Source organism: Atlantibacter sp. MEI4A-1023 (assembly GCF_056155425.1).
Window position 1 is genome coordinate 2,810,407 of the sequence record NZ_CM149568.1, and the last position, 13,978, is coordinate 2,824,384.

General features: G+C 55.7%; 12 protein-coding genes. 6 read left to right on the plus strand and 6 right to left on the minus strand.

Annotation, left to right across the window (positions count from 1 at the left end; all coding sequences use genetic code 11):
• The first annotated feature begins 146 nt into the window (after positions 1–146).
• The gene (locus tag ACVV26_RS13550) at positions 147–1,559 is read left to right on the plus strand and encodes an MFS transporter (protein WP_474797604.1); all 1,413 of its coding nucleotides are present in this window, start codon (positions 147–149) and stop codon (positions 1,557–1,559) included.
• Between the two features lie 34 nt (positions 1,560–1,593).
• Here the strand turns inward: ACVV26_RS13550 and ACVV26_RS13555 are convergent, their stop codons facing one another.
• The gene (locus ACVV26_RS13555) at positions 1,594–2,232 is read right to left on the minus strand and encodes an RpiB/LacA/LacB family sugar-phosphate isomerase (protein ID WP_474797606.1); all 639 of its coding nucleotides are present in this window, start codon (positions 2,230–2,232) and stop codon (positions 1,594–1,596) included.
• 233 nt (positions 2,233–2,465) lie between these two features.
• Here ACVV26_RS13555 and yecR point away from each other — a divergent pair, with 233 nt between their 5' ends.
• Together yecR and ftnA are read left to right on the plus strand one after the other, a co-directional pair.
• Entirely contained in the window at positions 2,466–2,798 is a 333-nt protein-coding gene (yecR, locus tag ACVV26_RS13560; protein WP_474797608.1) for a YecR family lipoprotein, read from the plus strand.
• A gap of 237 nt (positions 2,799–3,035) precedes the next feature.
• The gene (gene ftnA / locus ACVV26_RS13565; protein WP_474797610.1) at positions 3,036–3,533 is read left to right on the plus strand and encodes a non-heme ferritin; all 498 of its coding nucleotides are present in this window, start codon (positions 3,036–3,038) and stop codon (positions 3,531–3,533) included.
• Between the two features lie 30 nt (positions 3,534–3,563).
• On the opposite strand, the gene ACVV26_RS13570 is transcribed toward ftnA, so the two are convergent.
• Positions 3,564–3,803, minus strand: a complete 240-nt coding sequence (locus ACVV26_RS13570) for a YecH family metal-binding protein (RefSeq protein WP_474801852.1) — start codon at positions 3,801–3,803, stop codon at positions 3,564–3,566.
• Between the two features lie 204 nt (positions 3,804–4,007).
• Here ACVV26_RS13570 and tyrP point away from each other — a divergent pair, with 204 nt between their 5' ends.
• A complete protein-coding gene (gene tyrP, locus ACVV26_RS13575) occupies positions 4,008–5,219 on the plus strand; it encodes a tyrosine transporter TyrP (protein ID WP_474797612.1) in 1,212 nt (403 codons plus the stop codon).
• Between the two features lie 44 nt (positions 5,220–5,263).
• Here tyrP and ACVV26_RS13580 read toward each other — a convergent pair whose 3' ends face one another.
• The 4 genes from ACVV26_RS13580 to mmuM all read right to left on the minus strand — a co-directional run bounded on the left by ACVV26_RS13580 (position 5,264) and on the right by mmuM (position 10,813).
• The gene (locus ACVV26_RS13580; RefSeq protein ID WP_474797614.1) at positions 5,264–7,711 is read right to left on the minus strand and encodes a molybdopterin guanine dinucleotide-containing S/N-oxide reductase; all 2,448 of its coding nucleotides are present in this window, start codon (positions 7,709–7,711) and stop codon (positions 5,264–5,266) included.
• Between the two features lie 28 nt (positions 7,712–7,739).
• Positions 7,740–8,840 carry a NapC/NirT family cytochrome c gene (locus ACVV26_RS13585; RefSeq protein ID WP_474797616.1) on the minus strand — a complete coding sequence of 367 codons (1,101 nt, stop codon included), beginning with the start codon at positions 8,838–8,840 and terminating at the stop codon, positions 7,740–7,742.
• A 292-nt stretch (positions 8,841–9,132) separates the two neighbouring features.
• Positions 9,133–9,801, minus strand: a complete 669-nt coding sequence (locus ACVV26_RS13590) for a YecA/YgfB family protein (RefSeq protein WP_474797618.1) — start codon at positions 9,799–9,801, stop codon at positions 9,133–9,135.
• Positions 9,802–9,877: 76 nt separating this feature from the next.
• Positions 9,878–10,813 (minus strand): homocysteine S-methyltransferase, encoded by a 936-nt coding sequence (mmuM, locus tag ACVV26_RS13595; protein WP_474797620.1) that lies wholly within the window; start codon positions 10,811–10,813, stop codon positions 9,878–9,880.
• A gap of 392 nt (positions 10,814–11,205) precedes the next feature.
• On the opposite strand from mmuM, the gene eat reads away from it, so the two are divergent.
• Together eat and ACVV26_RS13605 are read left to right on the plus strand one after the other, a co-directional pair.
• Positions 11,206–12,594 (plus strand): ethanolamine permease, encoded by a 1,389-nt coding sequence (gene eat, locus ACVV26_RS13600; protein ID WP_474797622.1) that lies wholly within the window; start codon positions 11,206–11,208, stop codon positions 12,592–12,594.
• Positions 12,595–12,604: 10 nt separating this feature from the next.
• Entirely contained in the window at positions 12,605–13,978 is a 1,374-nt protein-coding gene (locus ACVV26_RS13605; protein ID WP_474797624.1) for an ethanolamine ammonia-lyase subunit EutB, read from the plus strand.

A 13,978-nucleotide genomic window follows, 5' to 3' on the forward strand; every position in this document is an offset into this window, starting at 1 on the left:
AAAATCAACTATTTTGTGATTAACATCACATAAAAAACCGATCGCCGAAACACGTTTTTTGCATTTAGCCTTTTAAAAATCATTACATTACGATAACAAAATAAACAGTAAATTTTATAGAATTTTTTTAATCAGGTAAGGAAATAATGGCTCAAGTCTCCTCGTCGCAACGCGGCCTTTCTCCCACGGCGCTGCTGGTTGCAGGCGCTTTTTTTATGGAGTTTCTCGACGGTACGGTGATTGCGACCGCCTTGCCGGAAATGGCACGCACCTTTGGCGTTGAGGCGGTGGATCTCAATATCGGTATCAGCGCCTATTTATTGACGCTCGCGGTGTTTATCCCTGCCAGCGGTTGGATTGCTGACCGGTTCGGGGCGCGTTCGGTCTTCACTCTGGCGCTGGCGATATTTACCTTATCATCTGTCCTCTGCGGGATGGTGCAAAGCCTGGAAGCCTTCGTGGCGATGCGGGTGATTCAGGGGATAGGCGGCGCGCTAATGGTGCCAGTGGGCAGACTGGCGGTGTTGCGTACCACGCCCAAAAATCAGTTAATCAAAGCGATTGCCACCCTGACGTGGCCCGCGCTAGTTGCGCCAATTATTGGGCCGCCGCTTGGCGGATTTATTACCAGCTATGCCGACTGGCGCTGGATTTTCTATATCAATCTTCCGCTGGGGTTGGTGGCCATGGCACTGGCGTGGCGGCTAATTCCAGCGCTTACGGATAGTGAACGGCGGCCATTTGACGGTGTGGGTTTTATCAGCACCGGCGTGGCGATGATAAGCCTGGTGTATGGGATGGAAATGCTCGGCGCGCAGCAGCCGGACGTGGGGTTAGCTCTTGTGTTAATGGCGATCGGCATCGCGGCGCTGGGCTATTCCCTGCATCATTTTCGCCGTAGCGCGTGGCCGATGATCTGCTTGGATTCGCTTAAGATAAAGACCTTCGCCGTCACGATGTATGGCGGCTCGCTGTTTCGCGCCTCAATCAGCGCGGTGCCGTTTATGCTGCCGCTGATGTTCCAGGTCGGGTTTGGAATGGACGCGTTTCATTCCGGGCTGCTGGTCCTGGCAGTTTTTGTCGGGAATCTCACCATCAAACCCGCCACCACGCCGCTGATACGCTGGCTGGGGTTTAAGAAGCTGCTGCTGATTAACGGCCTGCTGAATGTGCTCTCTTTACTGGCCTGCGCGCTCCTCACGCCGCATACCCCGGTTTGGCTGATCCTGCTGATTTTGTATCTCGGCGGTGTGTTCCGTTCGATTCAGTTCACCGGCGTCAGTACCCTCGCCTTCGCGGATGTCCCGCCCAAAGAGATGAGCTATGCCAATACGTTGTTCAGTACCGCATCGCAGCTGGCGGTGGGATTAGGGATCACCCTCGGGGCAATCAGCATTCGGCTGGGAGATAAACTGGCGCAATGGCTGGATATGACAGCAACGGCGGGGATCGGCTTTCGGCTGGCGTTTGTGTTTATCGCCCTGATCTGCCTGGCAGGCATGGCGGATACGCTGCGGTTATCGGCGAAGGCCGGTAGCCAGGTCTCATCGAAGACGTAAATAAACGGCGTCGCAGGACGACGCCGTATGGCGATTAGCCCAGGATCTCGCGCACGAAAGCAACGATTTCTTCATCCTGGCCATTTTCGAACAGGCACTGCTGGAAGCGCTCGCCGGAAACGGCGGTTTTCACCAGTTCCGGGTCAATCGCGCGCAGCGTATCGAGGTAATTCTCTTTTACGACCGCCGCTTTCACCTGGTTCAGAATGCCGGCGTTGCGAACCTGCGGCTCTTTACGCTCCGGCGGATACCCTTCACCTTTGCGGCCGGTAAAGGCTTTTTCGAAAATGAAGCGCACGTTCAGTTCTGCGCCCCAGCCGAAACCTTTCGCGAACGGCAGCGCCAGCGCGTTACCGTTATTGATCTGGGAGAACAGGAATGCGTCCGCCGGATCGATGCAGTAGCCGCATACCACGCCCGGATGAATGTTCAACGACATCAGCGCGCCCTGGCCAGTGCCGCAACCGGTCACCACGAAATCCACCGCTTTGGCGTTCAGCAGGATGCTGGCCATAATGCCCAGGTGGATATACGTCAGATGGTGATCGTTTTCGCCGTTCATCCCTACGTTATAGACCGAATACCCTTTCTCATCGGCCACCGCGTTCAGTTCATTGAGAATGATGGGGTTCTTCGCCGCCTGGCTGTTTTCCATCATCAGTGCAATTTTCATCGGTTTTCTCCAGCTCATGTCTTAAGTTGCTTATGATAGCGGCACATAAGCATCTGGCAAACACACTTTCAGAATAAATGAAAAAATGTTTTATAAATTTATACTGCGTTCACATTTTCATCTGCTCAGGCTATGCCATAAGCACAGATACGCACGGCAACGGGCGCTATTTAACCCATTGAATGATGACCACTGTGCGATGATGGCGGTATGTCACTCTGATGGGAATCGCCATGTTTCGACCGCTAGCGGCACTACTTTTTGTGAGCCTCGCAGGCTGCACTATCACCAAAAATCCTGAGGTAACCGGCGGCAATCAAATGATGGGGCTGGTGCAACTGGGTTTTGACGTCCCTGCGCTGCAACGGGCTAAAGTCGATGATTATCTGGCGCTGTCTACCGCCACCAAACAGTGCCAGAACTGGGGCTACGATCGCGCGGTACGCTATGGCGAGCCCATTTACACCTGTAGCGTAATCAGCGGCACTCAGTGTTTGAACGAAAGCGTTACGCTGAATTATCAGTGCCAGGGCGTGGCGTTGCCTGCCTCACAGCCGATTTATTAATATTTAAAAAACAGTCGCTATCGCGGCTGTTTTTTCATTTGCTTACGGGTTTATTATTTCCTGACAATTTGACTTAGTGTTCGGATTTTATTTATTGGCATGGCCATTTCGCTTAATGATTTTAATTACCATTTGCATTTTTACTTATTAATTTCTTTTGCGTTACTTTTTGCAAATGAATTAATAACAAATTATAGTAGCCACAAATGACGCCCTGCCCTTTGATTCGGAGCAAGTATGCTTAAACCTGAAATGTTTGAAAAATTAAATGAGCAAATGAATCTGGAATTATTTTCATCCCTGCTCTATCAACAAATGAGCGCCTGGTGCAGCTACCACAGCTTTGAAGGCGCAGCGGCATTTTTACGTCGTCACGCCCAGGAAGAGATGGGCCATATGCAGCGCCTGTTCGATTACCTGACCGATACCGGCAGCCTGCCGCAAATCAAGCCGATCGCCAGCCCGTTCGCAGAATATGCCTCTCTCGACGAGTTATTTAACGCCACTTATGAACATGAGCAGTTAATTACCCGTCAGATTAATGAACTGGCGCACACCGCCATGACAAGCCAGGATTATCCGACCTTTAATTTCCTGCAATGGTATGTCGCCGAACAGCATGAAGAAGAAAAACTGTTTAAATCGGTGATTGATAAATTGCGTCTGGTGGGTAAAAGCAACGAAGGTCTCTATTTCGTTGATAAAGAACTTGCTACGCTGGATGCGCAGGCTTAAATAATTAAGCGGGCCTTTGCGCCCGCTTTTTTAATGATTGCAGATTTTACTTTTATGGGTCACGAACCCTTCCTCTGCCGGAATAAATTTTCCGCGCGCCGCCAGAAAATCCACTAATTGCGCTGCCGTCATGCCTTCCGCAGAACAGGTATAAAAGCGCGCTGCTTGCCCGAACTTCTCTTCAATCGCCGCGACCAGGCGCTCCGTTGTCCAGGACTGGCCGTCCGCCAGCATCATATTCAGTACTTCATGACCGTGTATGGATGTCATCATTTTCTCTCCGATAAAAAAAGCATGATACGCATCTGTCGTTGGGCGGATCTTGTTGCGCCGCAAGAAACGGTATTATCAATGCATCTTTATATTGTAAAGTTAACGTTACGACACCCGTAATCCAAATTTGACGAGACTCTTTATTTCACTTACCCTGCGCCGCACAATTCAGTATGGAATTCATTTCTCTTAGAGGGAAGCGTGAAGAATCGCACTCTTGGCAGTACATTCATCGTCGCAGGCACCACCATTGGCGCCGGAATGCTGGCGATGCCCCTGGCCGCGGCGGGCGTGGGTTTTGGTGTAACGTTTATCTTACTGGTCGGTTTGTGGGCGCTGATGTGCTACACCGCGCTGTTGTTAGTGGAAGTGTATCAACATGTGCCAGCCGACACCGGCCTCGGCTCGCTGGCGCGCCGCTATCTTGGCAAATATGGGCAGTGGTTGACCGGCTTCAGTATGCTGTTTTTGATGTATGCGCTGACCGCCGCCTATATTAGTGGCGCGGGCGAACTGCTGGCGTCCAGCCTGTCGCAGTGGCTGTCGACGACCATTACCCCCGCCAGCGGCGTACTGATGTTTACCCTGGTGGCGGGTGGTATTGTTTGTATCGGCACCCATATGGTGGATATGTTTAACCGCCTGCTGTTCAGCGCCAAAATCATTCTGCTGGTGGTGATGCTGGCGCTGATGATGCCGCATATTCACCAGGCCAACCTGCTGACGATGCCGCTGGAGAAAGGCCTGGCGCTGTCGGCTATTCCGGTGATTTTTACCTCGTTTGGCTTTCACGGCAGCGTGCCGAGCGTTGTCAGCTACTTAAATGGCGATTTGCGCAAGCTGCGGCTGGTGTTTATCACCGGCAGCGCTATCCCGCTGGTTGCCTATATCTTCTGGCAACTGGCGACGCTGGGCGCAATTGACTCCGCTACCTTCAGCGGGCTTATCGCCAGCCACAGCGGGTTAAACGGTCTGTTACAGGCGGTGCGTGAAGTGGTCGCCAGCCCGCACGTAGAGTTGGCAGTGCATCTGTTTGCTGACCTGGCACTGGCGACGTCGTTTCTGGGCGTGTCGTTAGGGCTGTTCGATTATCTGAGCGACCTGTTCCAGCGCAGCCGCAAAGCCTCCGGACGCGTCCAGAGCGGGTTGATCACCTTCGCGCCACCGCTGGTGTTCGCGCTGTTTTATCCGCAAGGGTTTGTCATGGCGCTCGGCTATGCCGGGGTCGCGCTGGCGATCCTGGCGCTGATTATACCGTCGCTGCTGGTGTGGAAAAGCCGTCAACAGCACAGCGAGGCAGGATATCGGGTGATGGGCGGTACGCCGCTGCTGGCGCTGATTTTCGCCTGCGGCATCGGGATTATTGTTATTCAGGCGTTGATCGCCGCCGGAATGTTGCCGGAAGCGGGATAAAAAAAGGGCGGAAACCTCGGTTTCCGCCCTTTTTCGTTACGCGCTTACGCGCCCAGCGGCGGGGTAAATGCGGTCAGCTCAAGCGCTGGCCCGGTGTATTTCTCCGCCATGACCAGCGCGGTGTTGCCCGCGCAGCCGTTCGCCAGACGCGAGGTCGGGATGTCTTTGGTGAGCACGTTGGCCCCGCCATTTTTACAAATCCCGGTGCCTGCATAATCCAGATCCGGCCATGCGCCTTCATGGATACACACCACGCCCTGCTTAATGCCATCGGTGACTTTCGCGCCGGTCAACACCTGACCGCGAGAGTTCCAGACGCGCACCAAATCACCATCCGCAATGCCACGTTTTTTGGCATCTTCTGGATGGATGTAGATCGGCTCGCGGTTCGCTACCGCATACTCTTTACGCAGCGAGGCGTAGTTGAGCTGGCTGTGCAAACGGTGCGCCGGGTGCGCGGTCAGCAGTTGCAGTTCGCCCTCTTTCGCATTGCCTGCCCACTCGTCCGGCTCCAGCCAGGTCGGATGCGCCGGGCAATCCTTATAGTTAAAGCCTTCGATGGTTTTTGAGTAGATCTCGATTTTGCCGCTCGGCGTGCCCAGCGGGTTCATCACCGGATCTTTACGGAAATCGGCATAGCGTACAAAAGCTTCTTCTTTCGGGTTTTTGCGCATTTCGATCAGCTTGTTGGCTTCCCAGAATGCGGTGAACTGCGGCATGTTGACACGCTGCTGACGCGCGCCTTTCTGCGCTACGTCGTAGAATTCACGCAGCCAGTCCATTTCGCTCTTGCCTTCAGTGTAGGCCGCTTTACCGCCAGGCTTCAGCAGCTCCGCCATATCCGCGAACACATCAAAGTCATTACGCGCTTCGAACTGCGGTTCGATAACCTGCTTCATCGGCACCAGGTGCTGGTTACTGTAGTCGCCGGTCATGGTCAGGTCGTTACGTTCGAACGAAGTGGTGATCGGCAGAACGATATCGGCATGTTTGGCCGCCGCCGTCCAGTAGCACTCGGAAATGACGATCATTTCCGGTTTTTGCCAGGCTTTCACCAGGCGGTTGGTGTCCTGGTGATGAGTAAAGTTACCGCCGCCGGCCCACCAAATCATGCGCAGATCCGGGAAGGTTTGCTCTTTACCGTTATGCTGGTATTTGCCGCCGGGGTTTTCCAGCGCTTCAACGATACGCGCTACCGGGAAAGCCTCAACGGCATCGGAGGTCGCCCAGTCGTTGCCTGCGGAAGAGCCGCCCGCGATCTTCGCGGAAATCGCTGACAGCACGCCGCCGCTGCGGGTCGGGTTGCCGCCGTTGGAGTAATGGTAAGAGAAGCCGAAACCGCCGCCTTCGGTACCAATCTGGCCAAGCATCGCCGCCAGCGTCACCAGCATCCAGTGGCGCTGTTCGCCGTACTGCTGGCGCTGAATGCCCCAGCCGCCCATCAGCATGGTTCTGTTTTTGGCGAAAATGTCCGCCAGGATTTCCATTTGCTTCGCCGGAACGCCGCAAATCTTCTCGGCCCAGGCCGGGGTTTTCGGCGTGTTGTCGTTTTTACCGGTCAGATAGGCTTCGAACTCGCTGTAGCCGGTGGTGTATTTTTCCAGGAAGGCTTTGTCGTGCAGGCCTTTTTCCACCAGCACGTTCGCGATACCGAGCATCATCGCCACGTCGGTACCCATATTCGGCGCAATCCACTGGGCTTTGTCACCGAAGAACTCGATGGTTTCGGAACGAATCGGGTCGATGGCGATAACGGTTTTACCGGACGCTTTCAGCTTGTTGAAGTACTCCAGGCCCTGTTCGTCGGTACTGGTCCAGGCGATTTTCAGGGTGTTGAGCGGGTTAAGGCCCCACAGCACCACCACCTGGCTGTGCTCCAGCACTACCGGCCAGACGGTCTGCTGTTCGTACACTTCTACGGAACCTACCACGTGCGGCATGATCACCTGCGCCGCGCCGGTTGAGTAATCGCCGGTATGGCCGGTATAACCGCCTGCCATGCTCATATAGCGTTGCAGCAGGGTCTGCGCTTTGTGCAGCACGCCGCTTGAACGCCAGCCGTAGGAGCCGGCAAACACGGAAGACGGGCCGTGCTCGGTGCGAATGCGCGCATGCTGTTCGTGGATCAGTTTCAGCGCATCTTCCCAGGAAACGCGCACAAACTCATCTTTCCCGCGCTTGCCGTCCGGTTTGCCCGGCGCGTTCAGGAAGCCTTTACGCACCATCGGGTACTTAACGCGGCACGGGGTATGCGCCTGGTCCGGCGCGGTGGTTTGCAGCGAGTTAGGGATAGTTTTCGCCAACGCGCCGCGTGAAGAAACAATTTTGCCATCTTTAACTTCGATGTACATCGCGCCCCAGCGCCCGGCGGTCAGGATCGCGTTGCCCGGTGCTTCCGCTGCCCATGACTGCATCGGGATAGCGGAGGTGATCATCATCGCGCCAGCGGAACCGCCAGCATATTTAATAAAATTGCGTCGTGTAAGATTCATAGGTTCTCCTTTATTAATCCTTTTTCTGTTATTCCCTGGTGGCGATATCTTTGGCGTGATACTGGAACCAGCGGGTCAGGATGTCTAAATCCTCAGCGCTGATATCCGTTCTCGCACCCATCCCTTTTGCTACTGAAGGCCAGGCGTTGAGGGTGTAATGCTCGGATGAAATCGGGGCGTGGCAACCGGAGCAGTACGCCTGGTCGAGGGTTTTGGCGTAACTCCAAATTTCGTCAGGTTTGCCGAGCGCCGGTTCGGTAAGCGGCGCGCGCAGCGACACGTTGCGCCAGGCATTTCCATAAGGATCTTTCTCCCAGTCGCTGGAAACCTTGATGGCTTTCTGGCCTTCTTCGGTCAGCGACGCCAGCACCAGGCGTTGGCCCGCCGCCAGGTAAATCACCTGTTCAGCCCCCTGCATCTGGCTACCGGTAATTTCCACTTCACGCGCATCGCCGGATTTACCGACCACGACCAGTTTGGTGGCAGGATAAACGGTGCCCAGATTGCCCAGCGGCGCAGGCGCAACCGGGTAAACCTCTTTGACATCAGCAGGCGTCTGGCGTGCGTGCTCCATCAGCGCATCGTGCGCTTTGGTGTCGATAGTGATTTCAGGCGGGAAGTGCGCAACGCCTTTATGACAGTCGATACAGGTTTGTTTTTCCTTGATGCCCAGCGCATGCATTTTCTGCGCGTCGGCGCTCTGCTTTTGCAGGTCCATGGCGTCGAACTGGTGGCAGGATCGGCAGGTCGCCGAGTCGTTGGCTTTCAGCTGATCCCAGACGGTTTGCGCCATCGCCAGCCGGTGCTCTTCGAATTTTTCCGGGGTATCAATTTTGCCGGTCACGAACTCATGATAAATATCTTTGCTCGCGCGGATTTTGGTGATCAGGTAGTCCATACCGGACTGCGGAATGTGGCAATCGTGGCACTCGGCGCGAATGCCCTTCTGGTTCATAAAGTGCGCTGAACCCTGGTATTCTTCATAAGGTGCTTGCATGGTATGGCAGGAGAGGCAAAACGACGTTTCTGACGTTTTATGCATCACCCACATTGAAGAAACCGCTAACGCTCCACCCAGTAAAAGACCAACAAACAGCAGCCCAATAATCCATTTCCATTTCTTACTCATTACCTTGCCTTCAATTAATCCATCAATGGTGTGTATAGTTCTGAGGCAAGTATTTTGCAGGATGCGGGAAATAGAAGAATTGATGTAACACAAAAGTGGTATTAACCAGAAAGGGTTAAACGTGCTTTTGATCGACTTTTTGCAAAATTGCGGTTAAGAATTATGCTAACTGCTTGTTGTGCCTGAAGTTGTCAGTGCATCGTTATATATTAAAATATACAGCGAATAATAAACTTACGCTGCGTGATTAATTAAAAAAATAAACCGGCTTTTCAGCCGGTTTATTTATCGCTTAATGTAAGCAGCAATTTTTATATTTTTTGCCGCTGCCGCAGGGACAGGGATCGTTACGCCCGACTTTCACATCGGCAATATAAGGCGTCGGCGCGTCGGGTTCGGGATGCTGATTTTCCGACCAATATTCATACAAACTCAGCGCCGCCAGGCGAATATCATCAATGCTGCACTGATACTCCTCCGGGGCCATTTTTTCCAGCAGGCCGAGATTATCTTCACGCCCGTGAAGCGCGATAGAGTCCAGCGACAGGCGGTGGGATGCCGGCAGCGCTGACCAGTCTGACAGCTCTGCGCCGCGCAGATAGCCGTAACACCAGTCCTCTACCACAATATACGTTTCGCCCTCGACGTCCTGTTCGCCAAACAGCGGTTCGAACTGATCGGGATAGCTGCTCAGGCGATCTTCCACATCTTCCAGATGCTGGAACACCAGAGTCATAAAGCGCTCCATTTCGCGCTCGTTCTGCCATTTTGGTACGTTATCCGCCCCGCCCCACAGCGCTACCAGCCATTCGCTGGGTTCAGGCATCGACGGCCCGGATAAGAGTGCGGTCAACATGCCGTCCAGCTCGGAGACATCCACCACCGACCTTTCGCTGGCATACTGCGCTAATATCTCATCAAGCCATTCCAGCTCTTTTTCATTCAGTGGTCCCTGGTTCATACGGTCGCCTCCTCTGGCGTGCGTTACCTCAGTTCCAGGCAATTATAACGCGATTTCGCCGTGGATCGGGAACGCATTACCCCTGGCGCTGCGCCAGCAGGGCGATATCCGCTGGCGTGGTGCGGCAACATCCGCCGATCAGGCGCGCGCCAGCCTGTAACCATTCATCCAGATAATGATTCAGGGTGCGGCCACTGCGCTCGCCGTGGAGCCAGCATTTGGCGACAGCGTCGTACTGCTCGCCGGAATTGGGATACGCCACCAACGGCAGCGTAGTGAGGCTGTGCAAATGATTCAGCGCCGCCGTGGTACGCTCCAGCGCGATGCAGTTTACGCCGATGGCGAGGACCTGATCGTGCCCGTCGAGGAGCGCCGCCACCTGGTTTAATGGCGTGCCGTCGCTTAAATGGTCGCTGTCGCGCAGGGTAAAAGAAAACCAGGCGGTGATGTCCGGGAAATCACTCAGCAGAGCCAGCAGCGCGCGCGTCTCGGTAAAGGATGGCAGCGTCTCGCAGGCCAGCAGGTCGACGCCCGCGTCGATCAGCGCGGCGATGCGTGGCCGATGAAAAGCGCAAAATGCCTCCTGGCTGAGGGTATAGTCGCCGCGATACTCTGAGCCGTCCGCCAGATATGCACCGTAGGGCCCGACCGAACCGGCAATCAGCCGCGCGCGGCTGTTGGGCTGCTCCGCCAGCCGGTCCGCCCTCGCCCGCTGCGCCAGCACCACGCTCTGTTTAATCAGTGCAATCGCCTGCGCCTCATCAATCCCTTTTGCGGCAAACCCGGCCGGGGTGGCCTGGTAGCTGGCAGTAATGGCGCACTGAGCCCCGGCCCGGAAGTAATCAAGATGCACCTGATAAATCAGCTCGGGGTTTTCCTTTAATACCTTTGCGGACCAGAGATTATCCGCCAGGTCGCAACCGCGCGCTTCCAGTTCGGTGGCCAGCGCGCCATCCAGCACAATGAACGGCGACTGCGCCAGTAAGGGCAGCAGCGGATTAGTCAGCGGCATTCCAGTTCTCCTGCATCGCGTGGCGGTCAACGGGGCTTATCACGCGCCGTCGCCAAAATAAACGGCCCGCTCACCACCAGCCGGAGCCTGGGGCGGGAGCGGTTCACCACGAGTATAGGTTGAGGATTCACGATAACAGTAAGAAAAGGTCGCCAGGCCATCATAATTTCCTCCGCTTTTTGATGAACATAGCGTTTCGGCAGCGCTTTCACCGTCAGCAGAAAGTCGCAATCGTGATTCACCGAACTGGTGCAAAGGGTGCGCAATTTGGCGCATTTTCGCGCAGGCGTATTTGTCTCCTGCCCTGGCAGGGGCATATTTATGGGGTTTGTGTCTCTGGTACGGCCTTTGCAATGCCCTCATCAGGTTTTTCCATTCTGGCGAGGTAAGGTATGGCAAGCGTAACCGAACAACCAACAACATTAAAACGCACTCTGGGCAGCTTCCGCTTGTGGGGAATTGCCGTCGGGCTGGTGATCTCCGGTGAGTATTTCGGCTGGAGTTACGGCTGGTCCCAGGCAGGAACCATGGGGTTTCTGATCGTGGCGCTGGCTATCGCCGCGATGTATTGCGCCTTCATTTTTAGTTTTACCGAGTTGACCACCGCTATCCCCCACGCGGGTGGGCCGTTTGCCTATGCGTATCGGGCCTTCGGGCCAACAGGCGGGTTTATCGCCGGGTTCGCCACACTGATCGAGTTTGTGTTTGCGCCGCCCGCTATCGCGATGGCGATTGGTGCCTATCTGAACGTGCAATTCCCGGCGCTGGATCCGAAATGGGTGGCTGTTGGGGCATACCTGATCTTTATGACGCTAAACATTCTCGGCGTCGGTATTGCCGCAACCTTCGAGTTGATCGTCACGCTGCTGGCGATATTTGAACTGCTGGTATTTATGGGCGTGGTCGCACCGGGCTTCTCCTGGGATAACTTCACCGCCAACGGCTGGGCGGGTGCGGAGAGCTTCAGCAATCTGGCGCTGCCGGGAATGTTCGCCGCGATCCCGTTCGCGATTTGGTTTTTCCTGGCGATTGAGGGGGCGTCGATGGCCGCGGAAGAAGCTCGCGATCCGCAACGCACCATTCCCCGCGCGCTGGGCGGCGGCATTCTGACTTTAACGGTGCTGGCGGTAGGCGTGATGGTGTTCGCGGGCGGTGTGGGCGACTGGCGTACGCTGTCGAATATCAACGATCCCCTACCTCAGGCGATGAAAATGGTGGTGGGCAGCAGCAGCGGCTGGCTGCATATGCTGGTCTGGCTGGGGCTGTTCGGGCTGGTAGCGTCGTTCCACGGCATTATTATGGGCTATTCCCGGCAGATCTTTTCCCTGGCGCGCGCCGGGTTCCTGCCCGCCTCGCTGGCGAAAGTGAATCGCCGCACCCGCACCCCGCATCTGGCGATCCTTGCGGGCGGCGTGGTGGGTATCGCCGCTATCTTCTCTGATTCGCTGATCACCATTAGCGGGATGCCGTTGACAGCGTGCATCGTCACCATGTCGGTATTTGGCGCTATTGTTATGTATATCGTCTCCATGTTGGCGCTGTTTAAGCTACGCCGCAGCGAGCCGAATCTGATCCGACCGTTTAAAGCGCCGTTGTTTCCGGTCGCGCCTGCATTTGCCCTTGTGATGGCGGTGCTGTGTCTGGCGGCGATGATTTACTACAACACGGTGCTGGCGCTGATTTTCGCCGCCATGATGCTGGGCGGTTATGTGTGGTTCCGCATTTCGGCCCCGGCGCGCCAACGTGCGGCACTCGACCCGCAATTGCGGGCGCTGTCGTAAGGAGAAACGCATGTATCGCACCACTCTGGCGCACCGGGTTTACCGGTTCGCCAGCCTGAAAGACGTGATGGCGAAAGCGACCCCTGCCCGCTCCGGCGACAGCCTGGCGGGCGTGGCGGCAGAGAGCGCCGAAGAACGCATGGCGGCAAAGATGGCGCTTGCTGATGTTCCGTTACGCGACCTGCTGGCTAATCCCCTCATTCCTTATGAGTCTGATGAAGTGACACGGCTGATCGTCGATACCCACGATGCCGGCGCGTTTGCCCCTATCCGCCATTTAACGGTGGGCGATTTCCGCGACTGGCTGTTGGGCGATGCGGCAGACTGCGCCACGCTGAGCCGCATTGCGCGCGGCATCACGCCGGAGATGGCGGCAGCGGTAAGCAAACTGATGCGCAACCAGGACTTGATTTTGGTTGCCAGCAAATGCCGGGTGGTTACGCGCTTTCGCAATACCCTCGGCCTGCCGGGGCACTTAAGCGTGCGGCTACAGCCTAATCATCCTACCGATGATCTAAAGGGCATCGCTGCCAGTCTGCTCGACGGGTTGCTGTACGGCGCGGGTGATGCGGTGGTGGGCATTAATCCAGCCAGCGACAGCCTGCCGGTGCTGGATCGGCTGAATCATATGCTGGACGACATCATTCAGCGTTTTGCCATTCCCACCCAGTCGTGCGTGTTAACCCACGTCACTAATACTCTCCAACTTATCGAGCGCGACTCGCCAGTAGATCTGGTATTCCAGTCGGTGGCCGGTACCGAGGCAGCAAATCGCGGATTTGGAATTTCACTCTCTTTACTGGCGGAAGCACGTGACGCGGCGCTGTCGCTGAAACGCGGTACGCTCGGCAATAACGTGATGTATTTCGAAACGGGTCAGGGGAGCTGCCTGTCGGCTAATGCGCATCACGGCGTCGACCAGCAAACCTGCGAAGCGCGCGCCTATGCGGTGGCGCGCCATTTCGATCCGCTGCTGGTGAATACCGTGGTCGGGTTTATCGGCCCGGAATATCTGTATGACGGTAAACAAATTATCCGCGCCGGGCTGGAGGACCATTTCTGCGGCAAGCTGATGGGGCTGCCGCTGGGCTGCGACGTTTGCTATACCAATCACGCCGAAGCGGATCAGGATGATATGGATACCTTACTGACGCTGCTGTGCAACGCCGGGCTGACCTTTCTGATCGGCGTGCCGGGTGCGGACGACATCATGCTGAATTACCAGAGCACGTCCTTTCACGATGCGCTGTACGCACGGCGGCTATTAGGGCTAAAACACGCCCCGGAATTCGCGCAATGGCTAAGCCAGATGCAGATTATTGATAGCCAGGGGCAGTTGCGTTTAACCGGTGCGAACCATCCCCTGCTCACCGCCATGCCGTAA

What these genes read in the sequence shown, in the direction of transcription:
- ACVV26_RS13585 (WP_474797616.1), bottom strand. Translation starts at nt 8,840, where the DNA reads ATGAGTAAGAAATGGAAATGGATTATTGGGCTGCTGTTTGTTGGTCTT.
- ACVV26_RS13570 (WP_474801852.1), bottom strand. Translation starts at nt 3,803, where the DNA reads ATGACATCCATACACGGTCATGAAGTACTGAATATGATGCTGGCGGAC.
- ftnA (WP_474797610.1), top strand. Translation starts at nt 3,036, where the DNA reads ATGCTTAAACCTGAAATGTTTGAAAAATTAAATGAGCAAATGAATCTG.
- ACVV26_RS13550 (WP_474797604.1), top strand. Translation starts at nt 147, where the DNA reads ATGGCTCAAGTCTCCTCGTCGCAACGCGGCCTTTCTCCCACGGCGCTG.
- eat (WP_474797622.1), top strand. Translation starts at nt 11,206, where the DNA reads ATGGCAAGCGTAACCGAACAACCAACAACATTAAAACGCACTCTGGGC.
- ACVV26_RS13605 (WP_474797624.1), top strand. Translation starts at nt 12,605, where the DNA reads ATGTATCGCACCACTCTGGCGCACCGGGTTTACCGGTTCGCCAGCCTG.
- yecR (WP_474797608.1), top strand. Translation starts at nt 2,466, where the DNA reads ATGTTTCGACCGCTAGCGGCACTACTTTTTGTGAGCCTCGCAGGCTGC.
- mmuM (WP_474797620.1), bottom strand. Translation starts at nt 10,813, where the DNA reads ATGCCGCTGACTAATCCGCTGCTGCCCTTACTGGCGCAGTCGCCGTTC.
- ACVV26_RS13590 (WP_474797618.1), bottom strand. Translation starts at nt 9,801, where the DNA reads ATGAACCAGGGACCACTGAATGAAAAAGAGCTGGAATGGCTTGATGAG.
- ACVV26_RS13580 (WP_474797614.1), bottom strand. Translation starts at nt 7,711, where the DNA reads ATGAATCTTACACGACGCAATTTTATTAAATATGCTGGCGGTTCCGCT.
- ACVV26_RS13555 (WP_474797606.1), bottom strand. Translation starts at nt 2,232, where the DNA reads ATGAAAATTGCACTGATGATGGAAAACAGCCAGGCGGCGAAGAACCCC.